A 22,774-nucleotide genomic window follows, 5' to 3' on the forward strand; every position below is an offset into this window, starting at 1 on the left:
CCTATCGCATCAGGAGACAGCGATGACCGATGAGACCCGTCCCGGCCCGCGCCCCACCTCTCCAAATCCGCCAACGCGGAGCCGCGCGGGCTTCGTTCTGGCCCTTGCAGGGCTCGTGCTGATGCTGGCCGGGGCCAGTGCGCCGTCGCCCTTCTACCCGGTGCTACAGGCGCAGATCGGCTTTTCCTCGGCGATGATGACGGGAATCTTCGCGATCTATGCCGGGGCTCTTCTGGTGACCCTACTGGTCTTCGGGCGGCTCTCCGACCACCTCGGGCGGCGGCCCGTCCTTTCAGTGGGGTTCGTTCTGTTGGCGGTCGGGATGCTCGAATTCCTCCGGGCCGATACGGCCACGACGCTGCTAATGGCGCGAGTGGTGCAAGGATTGGCGAGCGGTCTGCTGATCTCGACGCTGAGCGCGAGTTCGACCGATCACGAGCCGCCGGCGCGGCCCGGACTGGCGGCGGTCTGGAATGCAGTTGCGCCCTTGGCGGGGCTGGCACTCGGCGCGCTCGCGGGTGGGGCATTGCTGGCCTATGTGCCCGCGCCGCGTTTGGTGACCTTCCTTGGACTTGCTCTGGTCTATGCCGTGCTGGCGCTGCTGGTCTGGCTGCCGCCGGAGACCGCGCCGCGCCATGCGGGGACGCTCGCCTCGCTGCGCCCGCGGGTCTCGGTCCCGCCGCATATTCGCGCAGCGTTCCGGCGGGGCGCGCCTGCCGTCGTGGCGGGGTGGGGGACCGGCTCGCTGTTCCTGTCGCTGGGCGCGCCCATCGTGGCCCGGGTCTTCGAGGTTCACACAGCGCTGGCGCAGGGCGCGATCGTGGCGCTTTTGGCGGCGACCGGAGCGGCCTCGTGCTATGCGACGCGCAATCTGGCGCCACGCCGGATTGCGCTTCTGGGTACGGACGGGTTGGTGCTGGGCACGCTGCTTTCGCTGGCGGCGCTGATGACGGAGAGTTTTCCGCTCTATATCTCGAGCGTCATTCTCGCGGGGATCGGGTTCGGCACCTGCTTCGCAGGGGTGTTACGTTCGCTTGCGCCGCTGGCTGCGCCGGATGAGCGTGGCGGCCTGTTCGCGGCACTGTTCACACTGGCATATTCGGCCTTCGGGGTGCCTGCGGTGCTCGCAGGGCTGGCGGTGCCGGAACTGGGACTGCGGCTGACGACCGAGATTTATGGCGCGGTCATAATCGCGCTCGCGCTCGGGGCGGGGCTGATGCGCAGGCAGGCGGAGCCGGCGTGAGGCCGGCGCTGGTCTTCGCGTTTCGGGAGGAGTTTCGGTTTAGGCCGAAAGCCCCTTCGCGCCCATGTCGAGGAACTTCTTGCGCCGGGCCTTGATGAGATCGGCGGCCTTCTTGCCCTCCAGCTCGGCCAGCATCAGCGAGATTTCAGAGCCGACCGAAGCGATGGTCGCCTTGGGGTCGCGCTGTGCGCCGCCCATCGGCTCCGAGATGATGCGGTCGATCACGCCGAGCTTCTTGAGATCTTGCGCGGTCAGGCGCAGCGCCTCGGCGGCTTCGCGCATCTTCTCGGCATCCTTCCAGAGGATCGAGGCGCAGCCCTCCGGCGAGATCACCGAATAGACGGAATGTTCCAGCATCGCGACACTGTCGCCGGTGGCGAAGGCCACGGCGCCGCCCGAGCCGCCCTCGCCGATGATGACCGAGATCAGCGGAACCCCGATCTGCAGGCATTTCTCGGTCGAGCGGGCGATGGCTTCGGACTGGCCGCGTTCTTCCGCGCCCTTGCCGGGATAGGCGCCGGGCGTGTCGATCAGGGCGACGACGGGCAGTCCGAAGCGGGCGGCCATGTCCATCAGGCGGATCGCCTTGCGGTAGCCCTCGGGGCGAGCCATGCCGAAGTTGCGCTCGATGCGGCTCGCGGTGTCGTTGCCCTTCTCGTGGCCGATCACCATCACCGGCTTGTCGCCGAGACGCGCAAGGCCGCCCATCACCGCATGGTCGTCGGCGAAGTTGCGATCGCCTGCGAGCGGCGTGTATTCGGTGAAGAGCTGGTCGATATAGTCCTTGCAATGCGGCCGGTCGGGATGGCGCGCGACCTGGCATTTCCGCCAGGGCGACAGATCCTTGTAGAGATCGCGCAGCATCGTCTCGGCCTTCTTGTCGAGGGCCGACGCTTCCTTGTCGACATCCATCTCTTCGCTTTGCCGGGCCAGCGCGCGCAGCTCTTCGGCTTTGCCTTCGATTTCTGCCAGCGGCTTTTCGAATTCGAGATAGGTCATGGATCACTCCGCATCCGGAAACTCGGGCCCTTAATGTCTTCAACGCTCGGGAATTGCAACTGGGTGGCGCGTGGGCAGCCTATCGCAGATGTGCGGGTGGCGGGAGCCTGCTAGATAGGCGGGGCCGCGCGGAGCGCTAAACTGCTCGGGGCGAGGCCCGGTTAGCTTTCAAGGGAGGGTGCGATGGCCTACGAGGTCGAGATACGGAGGCTGCCGCCGGTGCGGTTGGCGGGTTTGGCGCATACCGGACCGTATCCTTCGGTGGCGCCGGTGTTCCAGAGGCTCGTTTCGCTGATTCCCGAACCGTCTCGGGCGGAGGTCGAGCATCCGGCGATGATCGGGCATGACAATCCGCGCACGGTCCCGGCGGAGGATCTGCGTTCGCATGCCTGTTTCATAGTGGGCGAGGGGTTCGTGATCTTCCCGCCTCTCGAGGAAATCCGCTATCCCGCAGGGAGATATGCGACCCTGACGATCGCAGGGCCCTATGACCAGTTGCCCGAGGCGTATCGCTGGCTGGCGCAGGAGTGGTATCCCGCGTCGGGCGAAGCGCCGCGCGGTCTCGATCGCTACGAGGTCTATCTGAACGATCCCTTCGAGCCGAAGCCCGGAAATCTGCTGACGGAGATTCGTTTGCCGCTCAAGGACTGAGCGGTGGCGGTCTGTCACGGGGCGGTCGCACGGGGCTGTTAAGGAAGGTTACGCCGCGAGAGGGTCCGATTCCAGAAAACGGAAACGCCCCGGCACGGGGCCAGGGCGCTCCTTTTCCCTCATGCGGCCGGGCCTCCCCTCCCAACCGCTCCGGGATTAGATAACTATATCGCGATTCGTTCGCGCGCGGCTTAATCTTTAATCATTTCAGCTTGTCTTACAATCACTTCAGCTTGTTTGATCGACGCTATGTCAACGAGACGGCCTTTGTAAACCGTCGCGCCTTCCCCGCGTGCCTTGGCTTCTTCCATCGCTGCGAGGATTTCGCGCGCCTCGGTGACCGCCTCATCTGACGGCGTAAAGACCTCATTTGCAAGGGAAATTTGTTTGGGGTGGATTGCCCATTTGCCGACCATGCCCAGAGTCGCCGAGCGGAGCGCCTGCGCGCGGAACCCGTCATCGTCGGAAAAATCGCCAAACGGGCCATCGACGGGCAGAATCCCGTGCGTGCGGCAGGCGGCGACAATCGCGGCCTGTGCCCAGTGCCACGGGTCGGACCAATGCTTCTCGCCGTTGCGCAGCATGTAGTAGTTTTCCTGCGTCCCGCCGATGCCGGTGGTCTGCATTCCCATCGAGGCGGCGAAGTCGGCCGCGCCAAGGCTCATCGCCTGCAGACGCGAAGAAGATGCAGCGATTTCCTCGACATGCGCGAGACCGGCGGCACTTTCGATGATGACTTCGAGCGAGATTTTCTTGCTGCGGCCCTTCGCGGTTTCGATCGCCGTGACCAGCGCGTCGACCGCATAGACATCCGCCGCACAGCCGACTTTCGGGATCATGATCTGGTCTATGCGCTCGGAACCTTCTTCGAGCAATTCGACCACGTCGCGATACCAGTAGGGGGTGTCGAGACCGTTGATGCGCACCGAAAGGTACTTGTTGCCCCAGTCGATCTCGTGGCTGGCCAGAATGATGTTGCGCCGCGCCTGCGCCTTGTCATCGGGGGCGACCGAATCCTCGAGGTCGAGATTGATCACATCGGCGGCAGAAGAGGCCATTTTCGGGAAGAGCTTGGTGTTCGAGCCGGGGCCGAAGAGCTGGCAGCGGTTCGGGCGGGCAGGGGGCGTAGGTTGAACGCGGAAGCTCATGAAGCGGCCTTTCGCAATGAAGTTACGTTTTTTGTTGCGGATTGGGTATATTGTTGCGCAGGCGCATGCAAGGCGATTTTGCAGGCGCAGAATCGAGGCCGCACTGCAGCATCCGATGCGCCTCGAAATCCGCGTGATGCACGAAATTGCGTCGCGATGGCGCTTTTACCGAAGGATCTTCCGTTTTTGCGTGAATATTGCATGGAAATCCCCAAGAAATTTTTGCGTCGCGTCCTAATATCATCGACAAACAAAGACAAAACACAGGGAGACCCGCATGTCGCTGATCGACACCCCTTATCTGCTGTTTCTGGGCGATGCCCACGATCCATTGGCCGCGAAGGTGGCGCAGGGGATCAAGGACTGGCGGCCTGAATACGCCATCGGCCAGTACCGGATGGAGGGATGCCAAGCCGACATGGGCATCCCCGATCTGGATATCAAAGAGGCGGTCGCGAAGGGTTGCAAGACGCTGGTGATCGGCGTTGCCAACCGCGGCGGCGTGATTTCGCAGGCCTGGAAGAAAGTGCTCGTCGAGGCGCTGGAGGAAGGGCTCGACCTCGCGTCGGGGTTGCACAACCTGCTGCGCGACGAACCCGATCTGGTCGCCGTGGCCGATGCCTGCGGGCGTCAGTTGCATGACGTGCGCATTCCGGCGGTGAAATATCCGATCGCGAATGGCGAGAAGCGCACCGGCAAACGCTGCCTCGCCGTGGGCACCGATTGCTCGGCGGGCAAGATGTATACCGCGCTTTGCATGGAGCGCGAAATGCGCGAACGCGGCATGAAGGCCAGCTTCCGCGCCACCGGGCAGACCGGGATCCTGATCACCGGCGACGGGGTGCCGCTCGATGCGGTGATCGCGGATTTCATGGCTGGCTCGGTCGAATACCTGACACCTGACAACGATCCCGACCATTGGGACCTGATCGAAGGGCAGGGGAGCCTGTTCCACATCTCCTATTCGGGCGTAACGATGGCGCTGATCCATGGCGGTCAGCCCGACGCGCTGATCCTCGCCCACGAGCCGACGCGCACCCATATGCGCGGGCTGCCGGGCTACAAGCTGCCCTCGCTGCAAGAGCTCAGCGACATGGCGCTCGCGCTGGCGAAGGTCGCCAATCCCGCCTGTCAGGTGGTCGGCATCTCGGTCAATACCCAGAAGATGGGGGAAGACGAGGCCAAGGCCTATCTGGCCAAAGTCGAGGAGGAAATGGGCCTGCCCGCGACCGACCCGTTCCGCTTCGGCGCGGGCAAGCTGGTGGACGCGCTCGCCGCGATCTGATTGTCTCGCCTGTGACACCCGTCGGATGCCTCCGGCGGGGATATTTTGAGCAAGTCGAAGGGGGCGCGGATGATCCGGGTAAGCCATGATACGTTCAAGCTGGCGCAGGTCTTCACTATCGCGCGCGGCTCGCGCACCGAGGCGCATGTACTGAGCGTGACCATAGAGCGCGACGGCAAGATCGGGCGCGGCGAATGCGTGCCCTATGCGCGCTACGGCGAAAGTCTCGACAGTGTGACGGCGCAGATCGAGAGCCTGCCCGAGGGGATCAGCCGCGCCGAGTTGCAGGATGCGCTGCCCGCCGGTGCCGCGCGCAACGCGGTGGATTGCGCGCTGTGGGACTGGGAAGCCAAGAAGAAGGGCGTGCCGGTCTGGGAGCTTGCGGGGCTGGAAAAGCCAGAACCGCAGGTCACGGCCTACACGCTCTCGCTCGACACGCCCGACAAGATGCGCGCGGCGGCGGCCGAACATGCGCACCGGCCGCTGTTGAAGATCAAGCTCGGCACTCCCGAGGATATGCCGCGTCTGCGCGCGGTACGCGAGGGCGCCCCGGAGGCGAAGATCATCGTCGACGCGAACGAGGGCTGGGAGATGGAAACCTTCCTCGACATTCAGGGCGAGTTGAAAAAGCTGGGTGTCGCCCTTGTGGAGCAACCTCTGCCCGCGGCGGGGGACGAGGCGCTCTCGGAAATCGAGCGGCTGGTGCCGATCTGTGCGGATGAGAGCTGCCACACGCGCGACGGGCTTCTCAACCTCCGCGGGAAGTATGACGTCATCAACATCAAGCTCGACAAGACCGGCGGGCTGACCGAGGCGCTTCGGTTGCGGGCGCTGGCCCGCGCCGAGGGGTTCAAGGTCATGGTGGGCTGCATGGTCGGGTCGAGCCTCGCGATGGCTCCGGCGATGCTGGTCGCGCAGGGCGCGGATTACGTCGATCTTGACGGCCCGCTGCTTCTGGCCGAAGACCGCGACGTGCCGCTGCGTTACAAGGGCAGCGTGGTCGAGCCGCCGGAGTCGGAACTCTGGGGCTGAGTTTGCAAGGAGCGAGAACATGAGCCGGATCGTCTATCTCAACGGAGAGTATATGCCCGAGGAAGAGGCCAAGGTTTCGGTCTTCGACCGGGGCTTCGTCATGGGCGATGCGGTCTATGAAGTGACCTCCGTTCTGGATGGCAAGATCCTCGAATTCGAAGGTCACATGAACCGGCTCGCCCGCTCGTTGGCGGAGCTGGAAATGACGTGCGATCTGACCCGCGACGAATGGATCGAGATCCATCGCGAACTGGTCAAGCGTAACGATCTCGAAGAAGGGATGATTTACCTCCAGGTCAGCCGCGGCAATGCGGGCGATCGCGATTTCCACTACCCGCCAGAGGGCACGCCCCCGACCGTGGTGCTGTACACGCAGTCGAAGCCGAACCTCGCCGACGATCCCAAGGCGAAAGAGGGCATCAAGGTGATCTCGCTGCCCGACCTGCGCTGGCATCGCCGCGACATCAAGACGGTGCAGCTTCTTTACCCTTCCATGGCGAAGATGGCGGCCGAGAAGGCGGGCAAGAATGATGCGTGGTTCGTGGAAGATGGCTTCGTCACCGAAGGCTCGTCGAACAACGTCTATATCGTCAAGGACAACAAGATCATCACGCGGCACCTGAGCCACGACATCCTGCACGGGATCACCCGCGCCTCGCTGCTGAAATACGCCGCCGAAGCGCAGATGGAGATTGAGGAGCGTCCCTTCACCATCGAGGAAGCGCAGGCAGCGGACGAAGCCTTCTTCACCTCGGCTTCGGCCTTCGTGATGCCGGTGGTCGAGATCGACGGCGAGACGGTGGGCGAGGGCGTGGTCGGTCCGGTCGCGGTGCGACTGCGCGAAATCTATCTCGACGAGAGCCGCAAGGCCGCGATCTGATCCGCGCCGAGGCGCAACTTCCTGTAGTTAAAAAGAAAAGACCCCGGCCAGCCCAACCGGGATCTTTTCCTGTCATGCGGGCGGTGTCTCTCAGGCCGCCGCATGAGCGCGGAATTGGAAGGCGTCGGGCGCGAGTTGCTCTGGCGCGACGCCGGTGATGACGAGCTCGGCCCGGCCGTCGATCACGACCAGCGTGCCTTCGGCGCAGGTGCGGAAGGTGATGTCGTCGTGGCGCGGCGCAGCGCCGGTGAAGTCGAGGGCAATCGCGTCTCCCGGCTCGAACCCGTCGATCCGCGGGAGCGGTTCGGGGCCCGCGGCAGGCGCAGGGTTTTCTTTTGCGTGGGCGCCGGCCTGTTGGTTCGAATGCGCCAGCAGGGTTTCAATGCGCGACATCACGGCAGCGTCGAGGTCTTCCGAGGCGTCCGACGCTTCGGGCGTCTGGTCCGACCGGGCGCCATGCGACGGGTCAGCGGCGATCGCTGCAGCGTCGGAGGAGACGCGAACCTGACGCTGGCGCGGCAGACCCTCGGCCCAGCCGAGAAGGCATAACGCGATGGTGGTGGCGATGAACAAGGCGAGCATGGTTTCTCCTGAACTTGCCCTGATCGTCGCGATATTTGATCGCTTGCGCAAAAGCTTTGTGACGCCGAAACCGCTCCATTGTTCAGATGTCGTTAACCATCGGCCGGCATGGCGCGGATTGGTGCCGTGTCCCGGGACGGTCGGATTTCGGGCGCTTTACCAAAACGGAAAGAGGCCGTGCGGTTGGCGGCCTCCGATACGATTCGAGTGGCGGTCAGGCGTAGCTCGGCTGGCCGAAATTGATCCCGTCTGTGCCGTAGATCGCACCGCCCGCCGCCTTCAGCGCGGCATATTCGACATCCTTGAGCGTCGCGACCGTCTGGCCGTTGATCGAGACGATGGAATCGGTGAGCTTTGCGAGACAGTGAAGTCGGAGATCTGCGCGAGGTCGTCGACCTCGATGCCGAGATACTCGCCGGGTGCGGCCGGGATCGGGTCGGTCTGTCCGAAATCGGTCACCGTCACCGGCGCATCGCCCTCGTTCCAGTCGACCCCGAACCAATCCGACCCGGTGCCCCCGGTCATCGTGTCGCCGTCATCGCCGTTCAGGTAGTCGTTGTTGGCGCCGCCATCGAGCAGGTCGGGGACACCGTCCAGATCGCTGGCATAGAGCTCGTCATCGCCATAGCCGCCATACAGCGCGTTAGCCCCTTCCGCATCGAAGAGGTAGTCAGCGCCGAGGTTACCGCGCAGCGTGTCGTCGCCCTGGTGCTCACGAAAGCGTCAACAGAATGTGATCAAAATGTGGCTGCGCATGCGTCTGGCGGAAACACCGTGCGCCGCAGTCGTCACTGTCGCCGATTACAGTCCGCTCTGCGCCAGAACACGGGTCAGAATCGGCGCAAGGCGGTCCGCCCACGCCGCCTGCTGCTCCGGCGTCGCGATCAGGTCATTGCGCAGCTCGATCAAAACGTTCGGGCGGCGATGCGCCAGCGCGTGACGGTCGATCGAGTCGCCCTCCAGATGCCCAAGATAGGGCTGGTTGTCGCCCACGCAGAGATCACCCTCGGCCTCTAGGGCCGCGATCATCTCATAGGCGAGGCGCGGATCGGCAGGAGCGTGCAAGATGCCGACATCCCACGGCCGGGGCGGGCGCCCGCGCAGGCGAGGGGTGAAGGAGTGGACGGCACAGATCACCGTATCCTCGCGCCGCGCCGCGAGCCGGGCATATTCCGCATGATAAGGACGGTAGAGCCGGTCCAGTCGCCGCTCGACCTCCGCCGCGTCGGCATGGCGGTTCGCGGGGACGATCGTGCCGTCATAAAGCTTCATCACCAGCGTGGGGTCATCTTCGCCGCGGTTCGGGTCGATCACCAGCCGCGAGAAGTCGCTAGCAATCATCGGCGAGTCGAGCCGCTCCGCCAGTGCCTCCGACAGCCCCAGCGCGCCGACGTCATAGGCTATGTGTCGCGCCATATCCTCGGCGTCGATGCCCAGGTCGCCACCGCCCACCCATCCGGGCACGGTGTTGCGCGCATGATCGCACGTGACCAGCCAGCGTCCGGTGCGTGCCTCTCCCGTGATCGAATAGGGCTGTTTTTCGTTCATCTTCTCTTCACGCTTGCTCGATATGGCTCAGATAACGGGAAAGATTGCGCCACGCCAGTTGCGGCCCGGGACAAATTGCGCCATACGCTTACTTGGCCCACGAAATGACATCAATTTGAACGGAAAACGAGGACGCATGAGACGCCTTCGCAACGTGAAGATCGTGGCTACGCTGGGCCCTTCTTCGTCGGATTATGACAGCATCAAAGCTCTGTTCGTTGCAGGCGCGGACGTGTTCCGCCTGAACATGAGCCACGGCAGCCACGAGGAACATCGCGCCCGCCACGCCATCATCCGCCAACTCGAAGCAGAGTTCGGCCGCCCGATCGCGATCCTCGCGGATCTGCAGGGCCCGAAACTGCGCGTCGGCACTTTCGCCGCGCATGGCGCCGAGCTAGAGGACGGCGACAAGTTCCGCTTCGATCTCGACGAGACGCCTGGCGCGACGCACCGCGTTTGCCTCCCGCACCCCGAGATTTTTCAGGCGCTCGAGCCGGGCTCGGAACTGCTGGTGAATGACGGCAAGATCCGCCTCGTGGTCGACGAATGCGGCGATGATTTCGCCAATTGCACCGTCACCGTGGGCGGCACGATTTCGGACCGCAAGGGCGTGAACGTCCCCGACGTGGTGCTGCCGCTGGCCGCGCTCTCGGAGAAGGACCGCAAGGATCTGGAATTCGCTTGCGAGATGGGTGTCGACTGGCTCGCGCTGAGCTTCGTGCAGCGTCCCGAGGACGTGCAAGAAGCGCGCGAACTGGCCAAGGGCCGTGCAGCGATCCTGTCGAAGATCGAGAAGCCTTCGGCGGTCCGCTGCTTCGACGATATCCTCAAGGTCTCGGACGGGATCATGGTGGCGCGCGGCGATCTGGGCGTGGAACTTCCGGTGCAGGCCGTTCCGCCGATCCAGAAGCAGCTGATCCGCAAGTGTCGCACCTGGGCGAAGCCGGTGATCGTGGCGACGCAGATGCTGGAATCGATGATCGAGAGCCCGATGCCGACCCGCGCGGAGGTCTCTGACGTCGCGACCGCGATCTACGAGGGCGCGGATGCGGTGATGCTCAGCGCGGAATCCGCTGCAGGCAACTACCCGGTCGAAGCGGTCGAGACGATGAACAACGTCGCGATCTCGGTCGAGAAGGACCCGACCTATCGCGAGGTGATCGAGGCGTCGCGCCATGCGGCCCGCCAGACCGTCGCGGACGGGATCGTGGCTGCCGCCCGCGAGATCGCGGAAACCACGGATATCGCCGCGATCTGCGCCTACACGCAATCGGGCCAGACCGTCGGGCTGATCGCGCGGGAGCGTCCGCGTGTGCCGATCATCGCGCTGTCGCCGATCGAGGCGACGCTGCGCCGGGTCTCGCTGACTTGGGGCGTGCATGCCGTGCCGTGTGGCGAGCTGGAGCGGTTCAAGCAGGCCGTGGTCAACGCGGCCCGTGCCGCGCGCGATTTCGGCTTCGCCGACGAGACCCAGCAGATCGTGGTCACCGCCGGTGTGCCCTTCAACGTGCAGGGCACCACGAACATCCTGCGCGTCGCGCCCTGTGATGAGCGATTGATTTACCGCACCGACCCTGAGTAACCTTTCCCGAAAGGGGTGGTTACAAGGGCACAGGCGATGGATCTTTCTTCGATCGATACCGATCTCCTGCTGACGATCGGTCTGGCGATCGCGATCTTCGCGATCCCGGCCGCGATCTCCGCCTTCTCCGATGGCCGCCCCCCGCGGGCGGCCACCGTCGGAATCGTGGTGGCGGGCGCGCTGATCGTGATCGCCTTCTACGCCCGTCCGGGTGGCTACACGCTCAGGATGGTGCCCGAAGCGGTGGCGCGTACATTGGCCCGCGTGGTCAATCGCTAATACGGTCCCCGGTGCCTTCGACCGATCCGGATTTTTCCCTTGCCAAACCGCCCTGCGGCGTCTAACAGGCCCTCTCTGAACCCGCGCGGCCGGCCTATGTGGCATGCCGAGTCGCGCTTCCACACCCTGCAAAGGAGCTGTAAATGCCCAAGATGAAGACGAAATCCGCTGCCAAGAAGCGGTTCAAGTTCACCGCGACCGGCAAGGTCAAGGTCGGTCCGGCCGGCAAGCGTCACGGCATGATCAAACGCTCGACGAAATTCATCCGCGAAACCTCGGGCACCATGGTGCTCAGCGAGCCGGATACGAAGATCGTCAAGAAATACATGCCCTACAACCGCTGAATTCGGGAGACTTGAACAATGGCACGCGTCAAATCCGGTAAGGTCACCCACGCCGCGCACAAGAAAGTGCTCAAGAAGGCGAAAGGTTACTATTCCTCGCGCTCGCGCAACTTCCGCACTGCGACCCAGGCGGTCGACAAGGCGAACCAATACGCGACCCGCGACCGTAAAGCCCGTAAGCGCAATTTCCGCGCGCTCTGGATCCAGCGTATCAACGCCGCCGTGCGCGCCGTCGATGCCGATCTGAGCTACTCGAAGTTCATCTTCGGCCTGAGCAAGGCCGGGATCGAAGTGGACCGCAAGGTTCTCGCTGATCTCGCCGTGCACGAGCCGGAAGCCTTCGGCGCGATCGTCGAGCAGGCGAAAGCCGCCGCCGCCGCGTAATCGGCTGACGATAGAATTCGGGAAGGGCCGCTCCGTTTGGGGCGGCCTTTTTCGTTTCGAGTGGATGACCGGTCGGGGAGGGGCTCTGCCCCCCGCTCCTTCGGAGCCCCCCCGGGATATTTGGATCAAGAGGAAGAAAAACGCCCGGCTCGGACCCATCATCGGGCGGCAGGCCGGGCGCTTCCCCTTGAGCGGTCATCGGCGTCCCCGCCTGTACCGCATCTCCGAGTGAACGCGATTCCAGTTAATGAACCGCTAACCTTCCTCTTGATGGAAATATCCCGGGGGTGAATGGCGAAGCCAGAGGGGGCAGCGCCCCCATCCGCCCTTTGCCTGCAAGCGCGAGGTTGCAAAGGCGCGCCGGCGCGGCTAACCCGTCACCGAGGCAAATTCCCGGGGAATGATATGCAAGAGCTTCGCGATAAATACCTGAACGCCGTGGCCGATGTGACCGACGAGGCCGCGCTGGAAGAGATCCGTCTGGCCGCCTTGGGCAAGAAGGGCGAGATCAGCCTGAAGATGCGTGAGCTGGGCAAGATGACCCCGGAGGAGCGCCAGACCACGGGCAAGGCGCTCAACGTGCTGAAAGACGAGATCGACGCGGCGCTGCGCGCGAAGAAGGCGGCGCTGGCGGATGCGGCGCTCGATGCGCGGCTGCGCGAGGAATGGCTCGATGTGACGCTGCCGGGCCGTCCGCGGCGGCAGGGCACGATTCACCCGGTCTCTCAGGTGATGGACGAGGTCACCGCGATCTTCGCCGATATGGGCTTTGCGGTCGCCGAAGGTCCGCAGATCGAAGACGACTGGCACAATTTCGACGCGCTCAACATCGCGCCCGAACACCCTGCGCGGCAGGAGCATGACACGTTCTTCATGCATCGCGACGAGGGCGACGACCGCCCGCCGCATGTGCTGCGCACCCATACCTCGCCGGTGCAGATCCGCGCGATGCTGGAGCAGGGCGCGCCGATCCGCGTGATCGCGCCGGGCCGTGTCTACCGTATGGACATGGACCAGACCCACACGCCGATGTTCCATCAGGTCGAAGGTCTGGCGATCGGCAAGGACATCTCGATGGCGAACCTGAAATGGGTGCTGGAAGAGTTCTGCAAGGCCTTCTTCGAGGTGGACGGCGTCGAGCTGCGCTTCCGCGCCTCGCATTTCCCCTTCACGGAGCCCTCGGCCGAGGTCGATATCCGCTGCTCGTGGGAGGGCGGTTCGCTCAAGATTGGTGAGGGCGACGACTGGATGGAGATCCTCGGCTCGGGGATGGTGCATCCGAAAGTGCTCGAATCCGCCGGGATCGACCCGAACGAATGGCAGGGCTTCGCCTTCGGCATCGGGATCGACCGCCTCGCGATGCTGAAATACGGCATCCCCGACCTGCGGGCGTTCTTCGAGAGTGACCTGCGCTGGCTGAAGCATTACGGGTTCAGCGCGCTGGATCTGCCGACGGTGGCTGGTGGGCTTAGCCGCTAATGGAGACGATCACGGCATGTGAGAATGTGTGCCGTGATTTCTCGGTTCTCATTTCGCCAGAGGTTTTCCAAGGGCTGTTAACCTTGGCTGCAGCGTTTGTTGCAGGCCTTTTTGCGCGCCATATCGCGACCAATGTTTACCCGGTCCAAAAGGAAAAAGATCGAGATCTGAAGATTGACGAAGAGAAGAGAGAAATTTTCAGGGATTATCTAAAAAGCGTTGAAAGAATGTTAAATTTCAATGTGCTAGGCGGCGAAAGGGAGCAGGTCGAAGCCATTCTGGTTTGCAAGGGCTGCCTCAACGAAGTGATGTTGTTTTCTAAGCGCGAGACAGCTCAGTTGATGCTTGATCTATTCTTAGAAGCTGAGAAGCTCGCAATTCATATACTTACAGAAGGCAAGCTCTACGACGTTGACGGCAATTTGCTCGTTAATTCCGTCCGGCAGAAGTTTGAGGCCTCAATGAACGCCGCACGTCTAGAGCTTCGCCAGACTGACAACCTGCAAGGCGTAGGGATTACGATAGTTGATCGCAAATAAAAGCGATCTCTGTTTCCCGAGGAGCACTGATTAGGAGGCTCTCCCCATGCCCAACACCCCCATCACCTTCACCTTCGGCGACAGCCGCGACCTCTGCGACCAGCTCCTCGCCCTGATCCGCGAAGGCAAGAAGACCGCCACCTGCGGCGCGCTCACCTATTTCACCGAAGGGGGCGAGGATATGCCGGTGGTCGGTCGCCGCGATATAGCGCTCGATTGGGACGGCAAACCGGCGGTGATGATCGAGACGGTCGAGGTCACGATCCGGCGGTTTTGCGATGTCGATGAAGACTTCGCGCTGGCCGAGGGGGAGAACGAGACGCTCGAGGGCTGGCGGCGCGATCATCAGGCCTATTTCGAGCGTAACGGAGGTTTTAACCCCGAGATGGAACTGGTCTGCGAGCGGTTTCGCTTGATAGAGGACTATCAAGGAGCCTCAAATGTCACAGAACAAACGCCTCTTCGACACCCCGAAGCATGAACAGACCCCCGAGCAGCGCCGTTTCGTCGCCATCACCGAGATCGCCTATACGGTCGTGGATTTCGGCGCGGCCTTCTGTTTCGTCGTGGGGTCGATCTTCTTCTTCTACGACAGCCTGATGGTCCCGGGGACGTGGTTGTTCCTGATCGGGTCCATCCTTTTCGCGGCAAAACCCTCGATCCGGCTCTGGCGGGAGTTGAAACTCCTCGAGATGGGGGATTACAAGGACCTCGCTCTGCGCAGAAAATCCTGAGGGAAGTCCGATGAAATTCACCCTGTCCTGGCTCAAGGATCATCTCGAGACCGAGGCCACCGTCGATCAGATCGCCGAAGCGCTCACCGATCTGGGTCTCGAAGTCGAGGAGGTCGTCGATCCGGCGGCGAAGCTCGAGACCTTCACGCTGGCCAAGGTGCAATCCGCCGAGCAGCACCCCGACGCCGATCGTCTCCGGGTCTGCATGGTCGAGACCAACGAGGGGGTGAAGCAGATCGTCTGTGGTGCGCCGAATGCGCGGGCCGGGATCACGGTCGTGCTGGCCAAGCCTGGCGATTACGTGCCCGGCATCGACGTGACGCTGTCGGTGGGCAATATCCGCGGTGTGGAAAGCCACGGCATGATGGCCTCCGAACGCGAGCTGGAGCTGTCGGACGAGCATAGCGGCATCATCGAACTGCCGTCGGGCGAGGTGGGCCAGAAGTTCACCGACTGGCTGGCTCAGAACCGTCCCGAGGCGGTCGATCCGGTGATCGAGATCGCGATCACGCCCAACCGCCCCGATGCGCTTGGCGTGCGCGGTATTGCGCGCGATCTGGCGGCGCGGGGGCTGGGCAAGCTCAAGCCGCTCGACGTGCCGAAGGTCGAGGCTGCGTTCGATGCGCCGATCTCGGTGACGATCGACCCGGCGCTGAAGGACAAGGGCTGCCCGCTGTTTGCTGGTCGCGTGATCCGCGGTGTGAAGAACGGGCCGTCGCCCGACTGGCTGCAAAAGCGACTGCGCGCGATCGGTTTGCGTCCGATCTCGACGCTGGTCGATATCACCAACTACTTCACCTATGACGTGAACCGGCCGCTCCACGTCTTTGACATGAAGAAGGTGACGGGCAATCTGGTGATCAAGCCGGCCGAGGGCGGCGAGGAATTCCTCGCGCTCGACGAGAAAACCTACACCGTGCGCGCAGGCGACATGGTGATCTGCGACGACAAGGGCGTCGAGAGCCTTGCCGGGATCATGGGCGGCGAGGAGTCCGGCGCGGATGAGGACACGGTCGATGTGTTCCTCGAGAGCGCTTACTGGGACCCGATCACCATCGCGGCCACGGGCCGTGCGCTGAAGATCAACTCGGATGCGCGGTATCGGTTCGAGCGCGGCGTCGATCCGGCCTTCACGCTGCCGGGGCTCGATCTGGCGGCGAAGATGGTCGTCGATCTGTGCGGCGGCGAAGTGTCGGAGCTGGTGATGGACGGCGCGGTGCCGGATGTCAGCCGCGCTTACAAGCTGGACCCGGCGCGGGTGATCTCGCTCGTCGGCATGGATATTCCCGAGGCCACGCAGCGCGAGACGCTGGAAGCTCTAGGCTTCACGCTGGAGGGTGACATGGCGACGCCGCCGACTTGGCGCCCGGACGTGCTGGGCTCGGCCGATCTGGTCGAGGAAGTGGCGCGGATCGCTTCGCTGACCAAGCTCGAAGGCAAGCCGATGGGCCGCGAGACGACCGGCGTGCCCGGCGCGATCCTCACCCCGATGCAGCAGCGCGAGCGGATGGCGCGGCGCACCACGGCGGCTTTGGGTTATAATGAGTGCGTGACCTACAGCTTCATCGACGAGGCCTCCGCCAAGCTGTTCGGCGGTGGCGCGGATGCGACCAAGCTGGAGAACCCGATCAGCTCGGAGATGACGCATATGCGCCCCGATCTGCTGCCGGGTCTGTTGCAGGCGGCTGCCCGCAATCAGGCGCGCGGCCTGAACGATCTGGCGCTGTTCGAAGTGGGCCCTGCGTTCAACGGTGGCGAGCCGGGCGAGCAGGTTCTGCAGGCGACCGGGCTTCTGGTCGGTCATTCGGCCCCGCGCGATCCCTTCGGCTCGCGCCGTCCGGTGGACCTCTATGATGCGAAGGCCGATGCCGAGGCCGTGCTGGCCGCGGTCGGCGCGCCGGCGCGCGCGCAGATCAACCGCAAGCTCGATGCGTGGTGGCACCCGGGCCGCGCGGGCAATGTGGCGCTCGGGCCGAACCTGCTGGCGACCTTTGGCGAGGTGCATCCCAAGGTGCTGCGCGAACTGGGCGTGAAAGGCCCGGCGGTGGCGTTCACCATCCGTCTGGCGAACATCCCCTTCCCGAAGAAAAAGGGCGCGACGCGGCCCGCGCTGCAGATTTCCGACCTGCAGGCGGTCGAGCGCGATTTCGCCTTCGTCGTGGATGCGGATGTCGAGGCGCTGACGGCGGTGAACGCGGCGATGGGCGCCGACAAGAAGCTGATCGAGAGCGTGAATGTCTTCGACCAGTTCACCGGCGCCAAGGCCGAGGAACAGATGGGCGCGGGCAAGAAGTCGATCGCGCTGACGGTGCGGATGCAGCCCGCCGACAAGACGCTGACCGATGCCGAGATCGACGCGGTGAGCAAGAAGATCGTCGAGAAGGTGAGCAAGGCCACCGGCGGCACGCTGCGCAGCTAAGGTTGTCCTCGAGAAAGTTTGGAGCGCCCGGTCGGAGAGACCGGGCGTTTTCTTTTGCGTGCAGCGGAGGGCGGGGCCCGACCGCCGGGTGGGCGCATTGCCCTCGGAGGTTGGCACTTTATCCCCGTCACATCCGGGCGACCTCGAACCGCGCGCTGCCGTCATAAAAGCGCCCGCCCGAGGGGGCGGTCGGGCGCTGCCTTGGCCGCTGACGCGGCTGATCCGGGCATTCAATTCCAGTCGTTCTCGCCCGAGGCTCGGGCGCGTCCCTAACCCGTCCGACCCTGCGTCACGCTTCCTTATCTTCCGAAACCCGTTAGGCTTTTCGCGAACGAGGGAAGGAGGAGCCCTTGCGGTTCGATTATCTCATTCTGGGCGGCGGCTCGGCAGGCGCAGTGCTGGCGGCGCGGCTGTCGGAGGACGCCGCGGTGACCGTCTGTCTCGTCGAGGCAGGGCGCGAGGCGCGCGATATCTTCGTGCGCGCGCCTGCGTTGGTCGCTGCGATGGTGGCGGGGCGACCGCCGATCCACAACTGGGCGCTGCGCACCACTCCGCAACCGGGGCTCAACGGGCGGCGCGGGTTCCAGCCGCGGGGCCGGGGGCTTGGCGGGTCGTCGGCGATCAACGCGATGCTCTATGCGCGCGGCCAGCCCGAGGATTACGACGGTTGGGCCGAGGCGGGCGCCGAGGGCTGGGACTGGGAAACCGTGAAGCCATGGTTCCTCGCCTCCGAGCGGAATGCGCGCGGGGCGTCGGACTGGCATGGTACGGCAGGGCCATTGCAGGTCGGCGATCAGCGGCGGCCCCGGGCGATCAGCCGCGCTTTCATCGAGGCGTGCGGCGCGGTGCAATGCCCGCCGAACGAGGATTTCAACGGGCCGCGACAGGAGGGGGCGGGGCTTTATCAGGTCACGCAGTTCTGGGACGGTCCGCGCAAGGGCGAACGCTGTTCGGCGGCGGCAGCCTATCTGCATCCGGTGATGGATCGGCCGAACCTGACCGTGCTGACACGTGCGCGCGCTGAGAAGATCGAGATTGCGGAGGGCCGTGCGACGGGGGCAATCGTCCGGCAAGGCCGCAAGCGGATGAAGATCGAGGCGGCGCGCGAGGTAATCGTCTCGGCAGGGGCGTTCGGCTCGCCGCAACTGCTGATGCTGTCGGGGATCGGGCCTGAGGATCATCTGCGTGAGGTCGGGATCGAACCGCGTCTCGATCTGCCGGGCGTGGGGGCGAACCTGCAGGACCATCTGGATTACGTCATCAGCTACACGTCGCCCCGGCGCGATGTCGTAGGCCTCAACCCGCGCGGACTGCTGCGGCTGGCGCGAGCGGCGGGCGCGTGGCGCAAGCATGGCGAGGGGCTGTTCGCCTCGCCCATGGCCGAGGGCGGAGCGTTCCTGCGGAGCGATCCGAGCCTCACCCGACCCGATCTGCAAATCCATTTCGTCGTCGGTATCGTCGATCAGCACATGCGCAAGCCGCATCTGGCCGATGGCTGGTCGGCTCATATCTGCCCGCTGCGGCCTCAGTCGCGCGGCACGCTGCGGCTGGCCTCAAGCGATCCGCGCGCGGCGCCCTTGATCGACCCCGAATATCTCTCTGATCCGCGCGACGCAGAGCTACTGCTGAAGGGCGCACGGCTATTGGACCAGATCGCCGAGGCGGAGCCGCTTCGTCCGTGGCGGGGGCGCAGGTTCTATCCGCATGACGGAACGGATGAAGGGCTGATGGCCGATATCCGGGCGCGGGCGGATACGATCTACCACCCGGTCGGCACCTGCGCGATGGGGCAGGGCGACATGTCGGTGGTCGATCCTCAGCTGCGGGTGCGCGGGATCGACGGGCTGCGCGTTGTCGATGCCTCGGTGATGCCGCGGCTGATTTCGGGCAACACCAACGCGCCGACGATCATGATCGCCGAGCGCGCGGCCGCGTTCATCCGAGGGGATCAGTCGGTACGATCGGTCGGGTGATTGACGCCGTCGTTCCACGGCACCGGGTCCAGATCGCGCGGGTTCACCCCTTCCAGACAGGCGGCATTCACGCCGTATTGGTTCGGGTTCGAGCGGCGCTGGTGATGGGTGTAGACGCCGCAGGTTTTGCAGAAGTAATGCTTCGCGGTCATCGTGCCGAATTGATAGAGCGTCAGGTTGTCCTCGCCCTTTAAGATGCGGATGCCCGAGAGCGGGGCCGAAACCGCCACCGCCCCGCGCCGACGGCAGAAAGAGCAATCGCAGCGCCGCTTGGTGTTGAGCCCGTCGGAAAGCGTCACTTCCGTCTCCACCGCGCCGCAATGGCAGATCAGGCGGTGGGGCGACTGGATTTCGGGCAGCATCAGCGTCTCCGTGTGACTGTGGGAATATTGGTCTGGCTCTCGCGCGCCTCGGGGAAGGGCGGGTGGCCATGGGTGAGCCGCCAGAAGAGCGGCCCGCCGAGCCGGAGCCATAGCGGCAGGGTCAGGAGCACGCCCGCCACGAAGCCGCCGATATGGGCCATGTGAGCCACCCCGCCCGAGGCGCTCGAGGTCAGCTCGTTGAACAGTTGCAGCGTGAACCAGAGACCCAGAACCAGCCAAGCGGGCGTGGCCCAGATCTTGAAGAAGACGAGGAAGTAGAACAGCACGTCGATCCGCGCTTTCGGATAGAGCAGCAGATAGCCTCCCATCACGCCTGCGATCGCGCCCGAGGCGCCCACCATCGGCACGGTCGCATCGGGGTTCGCTGCGATCTGCGCGAAGGCGGCGGCCAACCCGCAGGCGAAGTAGAACAGCAGGAAGGCGACGCGACCCATCCGATCTTCGAGGTTGTCGCCGAAGACCCAGAGAAACAGCATGTTGCCCGCCAGATGCAGGATGCCGGCATGCAGGAACATGTGTGTAATGAGCCCGTGCCACGCGACGCCATGGGTCACGGCGGCAGGCCAGAGCGCGTTGTCGAGCCAGAGTTCCCGCAGATCGCCGCCCCATGGCGCGGTCATGACATAAACCACGATATTGATCGCGATCAGGGCCCATGTGACCCACGGGGTATTGTACGAAGGATTGTGATCGCGGATCGGGAACATCGCCCGAGAGGGCCACGCGCAGGGCCCTCGGTCAAGGCGCTTATTGCGTGGCTTCGATCACCGTCTCGCCCTGCGCGATCAGCTCCAGCCGGTCCTGCGACAGTTTCACCGTATCGACGCGGGCCATGGCCGAGTGGAAGGCCTTCTCGACACCCATTGCGGGCTCGGGGCACATCATCCGCGTGCCCGCCAGTTCACCGACTCGCACTCGGCCGTCCTTCTCCGAGATCCGGCCGTTGTAGTGATTGCAGCCGGCCTTGCCCGCGACCAAACCCTTTTCGGGGTGGGTGAGGGTGACCTCCACGCCATTGGGGATCGGTTTGCCGTCAATCGACACCACTTCCCAGATCGCGTTCGGTGCGATCGCCTCAAGAGGGTCGCCCGGCTCCGACTGGCATCCCGTCACCAGCCCCAAGGCCAGCAGCGGCCCGATCACGATCGCACGCATATTTAGCTTCCCTCTTGCTCTCACGCGCCTTGCTTAGACCTTGGGGATGGGGTGCGCCATTCACGGCCCCGTGATCCCGCGTGGGAAAGTTGCGACATCGGCGCGCATCCTCCTTGGCCCGAAGGCCGTATATCTCTATGCTCTCGCCCCGCGACAGGAGGAGTCCCATGATCAACGAACTCGGGCATTTTGCCCTAATTCTCGCCTTTGCGGTGGCCATCGTGCAGGCCATCGTGCCGATCGTCGGCGCGCAGAAAGGCTGGCGCGGCTGGATGGCGGTGGGCGAGCCCGCAGCGACGGCGCAGTTTTTGCTCATCGCGGTGAGCTTTGCGGCGCTGACCCACGCGTTTGTCGTGTCGGACTTCTCGCTGAAGCTGGTCTGGGCGAATTCCCATACCGACAAGCCGATGCTCTACAAGATCACCGGCGTTTGGGGGAACCACGAGGGCTCGATGCTCCTCTGGGTGTTGATCCTGTCGCTCTTCGGGGCGGCGGCGGCCGTGTTCGGTGGCGCTCTGCCACCGCGGCTGCGGGCGCGTGTGCTGAGCGTTCAGGCGTGGATTGGCGTCGCGTTCCTCGGCTTCATCATCTTCACCTCCAACCCGTTCCTGCGTCTCGCGGAGCCGCCTTTCAACGGCGAAGGGATGAACCCGCTGCTGCAGGATCCGGGTTTGGCCTTCCATCCGCCGTTCCTCTATCTCGGCTATGTCGGCCTCTCGATGTCGTTCTCCTTCGCGGTGGCGGCGCTGATCGAGGGCCGGGTGGACGCGACCTGGGCGCGCTGGGTGCGGCCGTGGACGCTGGCGGCGTGGATATTCCTGACCATCGGCATCGCGCTGGGCTCTTGGTGGGCTTATTACGAGCTTGGCTGGGGCGGCTTCTGGTTCTGGGACCCGGTGGAGAACGCCTCGTTCATGCCGTGGCTTCTGGCCGCCGCGCTGCTGCACTCGGCCATCGTGGTCGAGAAGCGCGAAGCGCTGAAATCGTGGACGATCCTTCTGGCGATCATGGCTTTCGGCTTCTCGCTGATCGGCACCTTCATCGTGCGTTCGGGCGTGATCACCTCGGTGCATAGCTTCGCCTCCGACCCGCAACGCGGCATCTTCATCCTCGGCATTCTCGCCCTCTTCGTGGGCGGGGCGCTGACGCTCTATGCGTTCCGTGCGAGTTCGATGCAGGCAAAGGGCGTGTTCTCGATGCTGTCGCGGGAAACCGCGCTGGTGATCAACAACATCCTGCTGGCCGTCGCAGCCCTCGTCGTCTTCGTTGGCACGGTCTGGCCGCTGGTCGCGGAGATGTTCTTCGGGCGCAAACTTTCGGTCGGCGCGCCGTTCTTCGATCAGGCCTTCACCCCCTTCATGGTGATCCTCGCCCTGATCCTGCCGATCGGCGCGATGATGCCGTGGAAACGCGCGCGTCTCGGCCGGGTGGTGAAACCTCTGGTCCCGGCCTTCGTGCTGGCGCTGGCCCTGGGCGGGCTTGCCTGGGCCGTCGAGAGCGGCAATTCGCTTCTTGCCCTCGTCGCGGTGTTCCTCGGCAGTTGGCTGGTCTTCGGCGCCATGACCGAGTTGTGGCAGCGTTCGGCCCGCAATTTCGGGCGCCTCAAACGCCTGCCGCGCGCCGACTGGGGCAAGGCCACGGCCCATTCCGGCCTTGGCATCACCTTCATCGGCATCGGCCTGCTGACCGCCGGCCAGCTCGAGGATATTCGTGTCGCCAAGATTGACGAGCCTTTCACCGTCGGCGGCTACCAGATCACGCTGACCGAAGTGCATAAGGAGAAGGGGCCGAACTATACCTCGCAGATGGCGACGATGCTGGTCGAGAAGGACGGCAAGAAGATTGCGACGATGCATCCCGAGAAGCGCATCTACCCGGTGCAGCGGATGCCCACGACCGAGGCCGCGATACACACCACGCCGCTGCGCGACATCTACCTCGTGATCGGCGATCCGCAGGATCAGGGCGGCTACGCGGTGCGCACCTATATCAAGCCCTTCGCGGACTGGATATGGGCGGGCGCGATCATCATGGCGTTGGGCGGGCTTCTGAGCCTGTCGGACCGTCGTTACCGTGTTGCGGCGGGGGCGCGCAAATCGCGTGCGACCTCGGCGCACGCTTCTCCGGCGGAGTGA

At 64.3% G+C, this 22,774-nt stretch carries 24 protein-coding genes; 16 read left to right on the plus strand and 8 right to left on the minus strand.

All coding sequences use genetic code 11. The features are described from left to right. Nucleotides 1-22 precede the first annotated feature (22 nt). The gene (locus tag B6V73_RS13120) at nt 23-1,243 is read left to right on the plus strand and encodes an MFS transporter (protein ID WP_088725448.1); all 1,221 of its coding nucleotides are present in this window, start codon (nt 23-25) and stop codon (nt 1,241-1,243) included. A gap of 39 nt (nt 1,244-1,282) precedes the next feature. Here B6V73_RS13120 and B6V73_RS13125 read toward each other — a convergent pair whose 3' ends face one another. Continuing rightward, nucleotides 1,283-2,242: an acetyl-CoA carboxylase carboxyltransferase subunit alpha gene (locus B6V73_RS13125; protein ID WP_088725449.1), complete on the minus strand. Its 960-nt coding sequence runs from the start codon at nt 2,240-2,242 to the stop codon at nt 1,283-1,285. Between the two features lie 183 nt (nt 2,243-2,425). On the opposite strand from B6V73_RS13125, the gene B6V73_RS13130 reads away from it, so the two are divergent. After that, on the plus strand, nt 2,426-2,893 hold the full coding sequence (locus B6V73_RS13130; RefSeq protein WP_088725450.1) for a GyrI-like domain-containing protein: 468 nt from the start codon (nt 2,426-2,428) through the stop codon (nt 2,891-2,893). Between the two features lie 191 nt (nt 2,894-3,084). Here the strand turns inward: B6V73_RS13130 and B6V73_RS13135 are convergent, their stop codons facing one another. Then, a complete protein-coding gene (locus tag B6V73_RS13135) occupies nt 3,085-4,041 on the minus strand; it encodes an L-malyl-CoA/beta-methylmalyl-CoA lyase (RefSeq protein WP_088725451.1) in 957 nt (318 codons plus the stop codon). Nucleotides 4,042-4,324: 283 nt separating this feature from the next. On the opposite strand from B6V73_RS13135, the gene dgcN reads away from it, so the two are divergent. From dgcN to B6V73_RS13150, 3 genes are all read left to right on the plus strand, one after another. Continuing rightward, the gene (dgcN, locus tag B6V73_RS13140; protein WP_088725540.1) at nt 4,325-5,326 is read left to right on the plus strand and encodes an N-acetyltransferase DgcN; all 1,002 of its coding nucleotides are present in this window, start codon (nt 4,325-4,327) and stop codon (nt 5,324-5,326) included. A gap of 69 nt (nt 5,327-5,395) precedes the next feature. Continuing rightward, on the plus strand, nt 5,396-6,358 hold the full coding sequence (gene dgcA / locus B6V73_RS13145) for an N-acetyl-D-Glu racemase DgcA (RefSeq protein ID WP_088725452.1): 963 nt from the start codon (nt 5,396-5,398) through the stop codon (nt 6,356-6,358). A 19-nt stretch (nt 6,359-6,377) separates the two neighbouring features. After that, on the plus strand, nt 6,378-7,238 hold the full coding sequence (locus tag B6V73_RS13150; protein WP_075773977.1) for a D-amino-acid transaminase: 861 nt from the start codon (nt 6,378-6,380) through the stop codon (nt 7,236-7,238). Nucleotides 7,239-7,328: 90 nt separating this feature from the next. On the opposite strand, the gene B6V73_RS13155 is transcribed toward B6V73_RS13150, so the two are convergent. The 3 genes from B6V73_RS13155 to B6V73_RS13165 form a co-directional block, all read right to left on the minus strand. Then, nucleotides 7,329-7,820 carry a hypothetical protein gene (locus B6V73_RS13155; protein ID WP_075773978.1) on the minus strand — a complete coding sequence of 164 codons (492 nt, stop codon included), beginning with the start codon at nt 7,818-7,820 and terminating at the stop codon, nt 7,329-7,331. Between the two features lie 279 nt (nt 7,821-8,099). Further along, the gene (locus B6V73_RS21130) at nt 8,100-8,345 is read right to left on the minus strand and encodes a hypothetical protein (protein WP_088725453.1); all 246 of its coding nucleotides are present in this window, start codon (nt 8,343-8,345) and stop codon (nt 8,100-8,102) included. Nucleotides 8,346-8,621: 276 nt separating this feature from the next. Further along, nucleotides 8,622-9,368: an N-formylglutamate amidohydrolase gene (locus B6V73_RS13165; RefSeq protein WP_088722313.1), complete on the minus strand. Its 747-nt coding sequence runs from the start codon at nt 9,366-9,368 to the stop codon at nt 8,622-8,624. A 136-nt stretch (nt 9,369-9,504) separates the two neighbouring features. On the opposite strand from B6V73_RS13165, the gene pyk reads away from it, so the two are divergent. The 10 genes from pyk (at nt 9,505) to B6V73_RS13215 (ending at nt 19,101) form a co-directional block, all read left to right on the plus strand. Next, nucleotides 9,505-10,950, plus strand: coding sequence for a pyruvate kinase (pyk, locus tag B6V73_RS13170; RefSeq protein ID WP_075773982.1), 1,446 nt, complete (start codon nt 9,505-9,507; stop codon nt 10,948-10,950). Between the two features lie 36 nt (nt 10,951-10,986). Continuing rightward, nucleotides 10,987-11,229 (plus strand): hypothetical protein, encoded by a 243-nt coding sequence (locus tag B6V73_RS13175; RefSeq protein WP_233242991.1) that lies wholly within the window; start codon nt 10,987-10,989, stop codon nt 11,227-11,229. 143 nt (nt 11,230-11,372) lie between these two features. Then, nucleotides 11,373-11,573 carry a 50S ribosomal protein L35 gene (rpmI, locus tag B6V73_RS13180; protein WP_075773983.1) on the plus strand — a complete coding sequence of 67 codons (201 nt, stop codon included), beginning with the start codon at nt 11,373-11,375 and terminating at the stop codon, nt 11,571-11,573. A gap of 18 nt (nt 11,574-11,591) precedes the next feature. Beyond that, nucleotides 11,592-11,957, plus strand: coding sequence for a 50S ribosomal protein L20 (gene rplT / locus B6V73_RS13185; protein WP_075773984.1), 366 nt, complete (start codon nt 11,592-11,594; stop codon nt 11,955-11,957). A 405-nt stretch (nt 11,958-12,362) separates the two neighbouring features. Next, nucleotides 12,363-13,436: a phenylalanine--tRNA ligase subunit alpha gene (gene pheS / locus B6V73_RS13190; RefSeq protein ID WP_075773994.1), complete on the plus strand. Its 1,074-nt coding sequence runs from the start codon at nt 12,363-12,365 to the stop codon at nt 13,434-13,436. Next, a complete protein-coding gene (locus B6V73_RS13195; protein ID WP_088725454.1) occupies nt 13,436-13,975 on the plus strand; it encodes a hypothetical protein in 540 nt (179 codons plus the stop codon). Before pheS ends, B6V73_RS13195 begins: the two co-directional genes overlap by 1 nt. A 46-nt stretch (nt 13,976-14,021) precedes the next feature. Continuing rightward, entirely contained in the window at nt 14,022-14,456 is a 435-nt protein-coding gene (locus B6V73_RS13200) for an ASCH domain-containing protein (RefSeq protein ID WP_088725455.1), read from the plus strand. Further along, nucleotides 14,416-14,709: a YrhK family protein gene (locus B6V73_RS13205; RefSeq protein WP_075773997.1), complete on the plus strand. Its 294-nt coding sequence runs from the start codon at nt 14,416-14,418 to the stop codon at nt 14,707-14,709. Before B6V73_RS13200 ends, B6V73_RS13205 begins: the two co-directional genes overlap by 41 nt. 10 nt (nt 14,710-14,719) lie before the next feature. Next, a complete protein-coding gene (pheT, locus tag B6V73_RS13210; protein WP_088725456.1) occupies nt 14,720-17,128 on the plus strand; it encodes a phenylalanine--tRNA ligase subunit beta in 2,409 nt (802 codons plus the stop codon). Nucleotides 17,129-17,478: 350 nt separating this feature from the next. Continuing rightward, on the plus strand, nt 17,479-19,101 hold the full coding sequence (locus B6V73_RS13215) for a GMC family oxidoreductase N-terminal domain-containing protein (protein WP_088725457.1): 1,623 nt from the start codon (nt 17,479-17,481) through the stop codon (nt 19,099-19,101). Here B6V73_RS13215 and B6V73_RS13220 read toward each other — a convergent pair. The 3 genes from B6V73_RS13220 to B6V73_RS13230 are packed head-to-tail and all read right to left on the minus strand — an operon-like array spanning nt 19,077 to nt 20,639. Beyond that, nucleotides 19,077-19,463: a GFA family protein gene (locus tag B6V73_RS13220; RefSeq protein WP_088725458.1), complete on the minus strand. Its 387-nt coding sequence runs from the start codon at nt 19,461-19,463 to the stop codon at nt 19,077-19,079. The two genes, B6V73_RS13215 and B6V73_RS13220, sit on opposite strands and share 25 nt — an antisense overlap. Beyond that, nucleotides 19,463-20,191 carry a rhomboid family intramembrane serine protease gene (locus B6V73_RS13225; RefSeq protein ID WP_088725459.1) on the minus strand — a complete coding sequence of 243 codons (729 nt, stop codon included), beginning with the start codon at nt 20,189-20,191 and terminating at the stop codon, nt 19,463-19,465. The genes B6V73_RS13220 and B6V73_RS13225 overlap by 1 nt, the downstream gene beginning before the upstream one ends. Nucleotides 20,192-20,231: 40 nt before the next feature. Next, nucleotides 20,232-20,639, minus strand: coding sequence for an META domain-containing protein (locus B6V73_RS13230; protein WP_075774002.1), 408 nt, complete (start codon nt 20,637-20,639; stop codon nt 20,232-20,234). Nucleotides 20,640-20,806: 167 nt separating this feature from the next. On the opposite strand from B6V73_RS13230, the gene B6V73_RS13235 reads away from it, so the two are divergent. Continuing rightward, complete coding sequence (locus B6V73_RS13235; RefSeq protein ID WP_088719560.1) at nt 20,807-22,774, plus strand: heme lyase CcmF/NrfE family subunit; 1,968 nt, start codon at nt 20,807-20,809, stop codon at nt 22,772-22,774.

This window comes from Thioclava sp. JM3 (assembly GCF_002213185.1).
Taxonomy (GTDB): Bacteria; Pseudomonadota; Alphaproteobacteria; order Rhodobacterales; family Rhodobacteraceae; genus Thioclava; species Thioclava nitratireducens.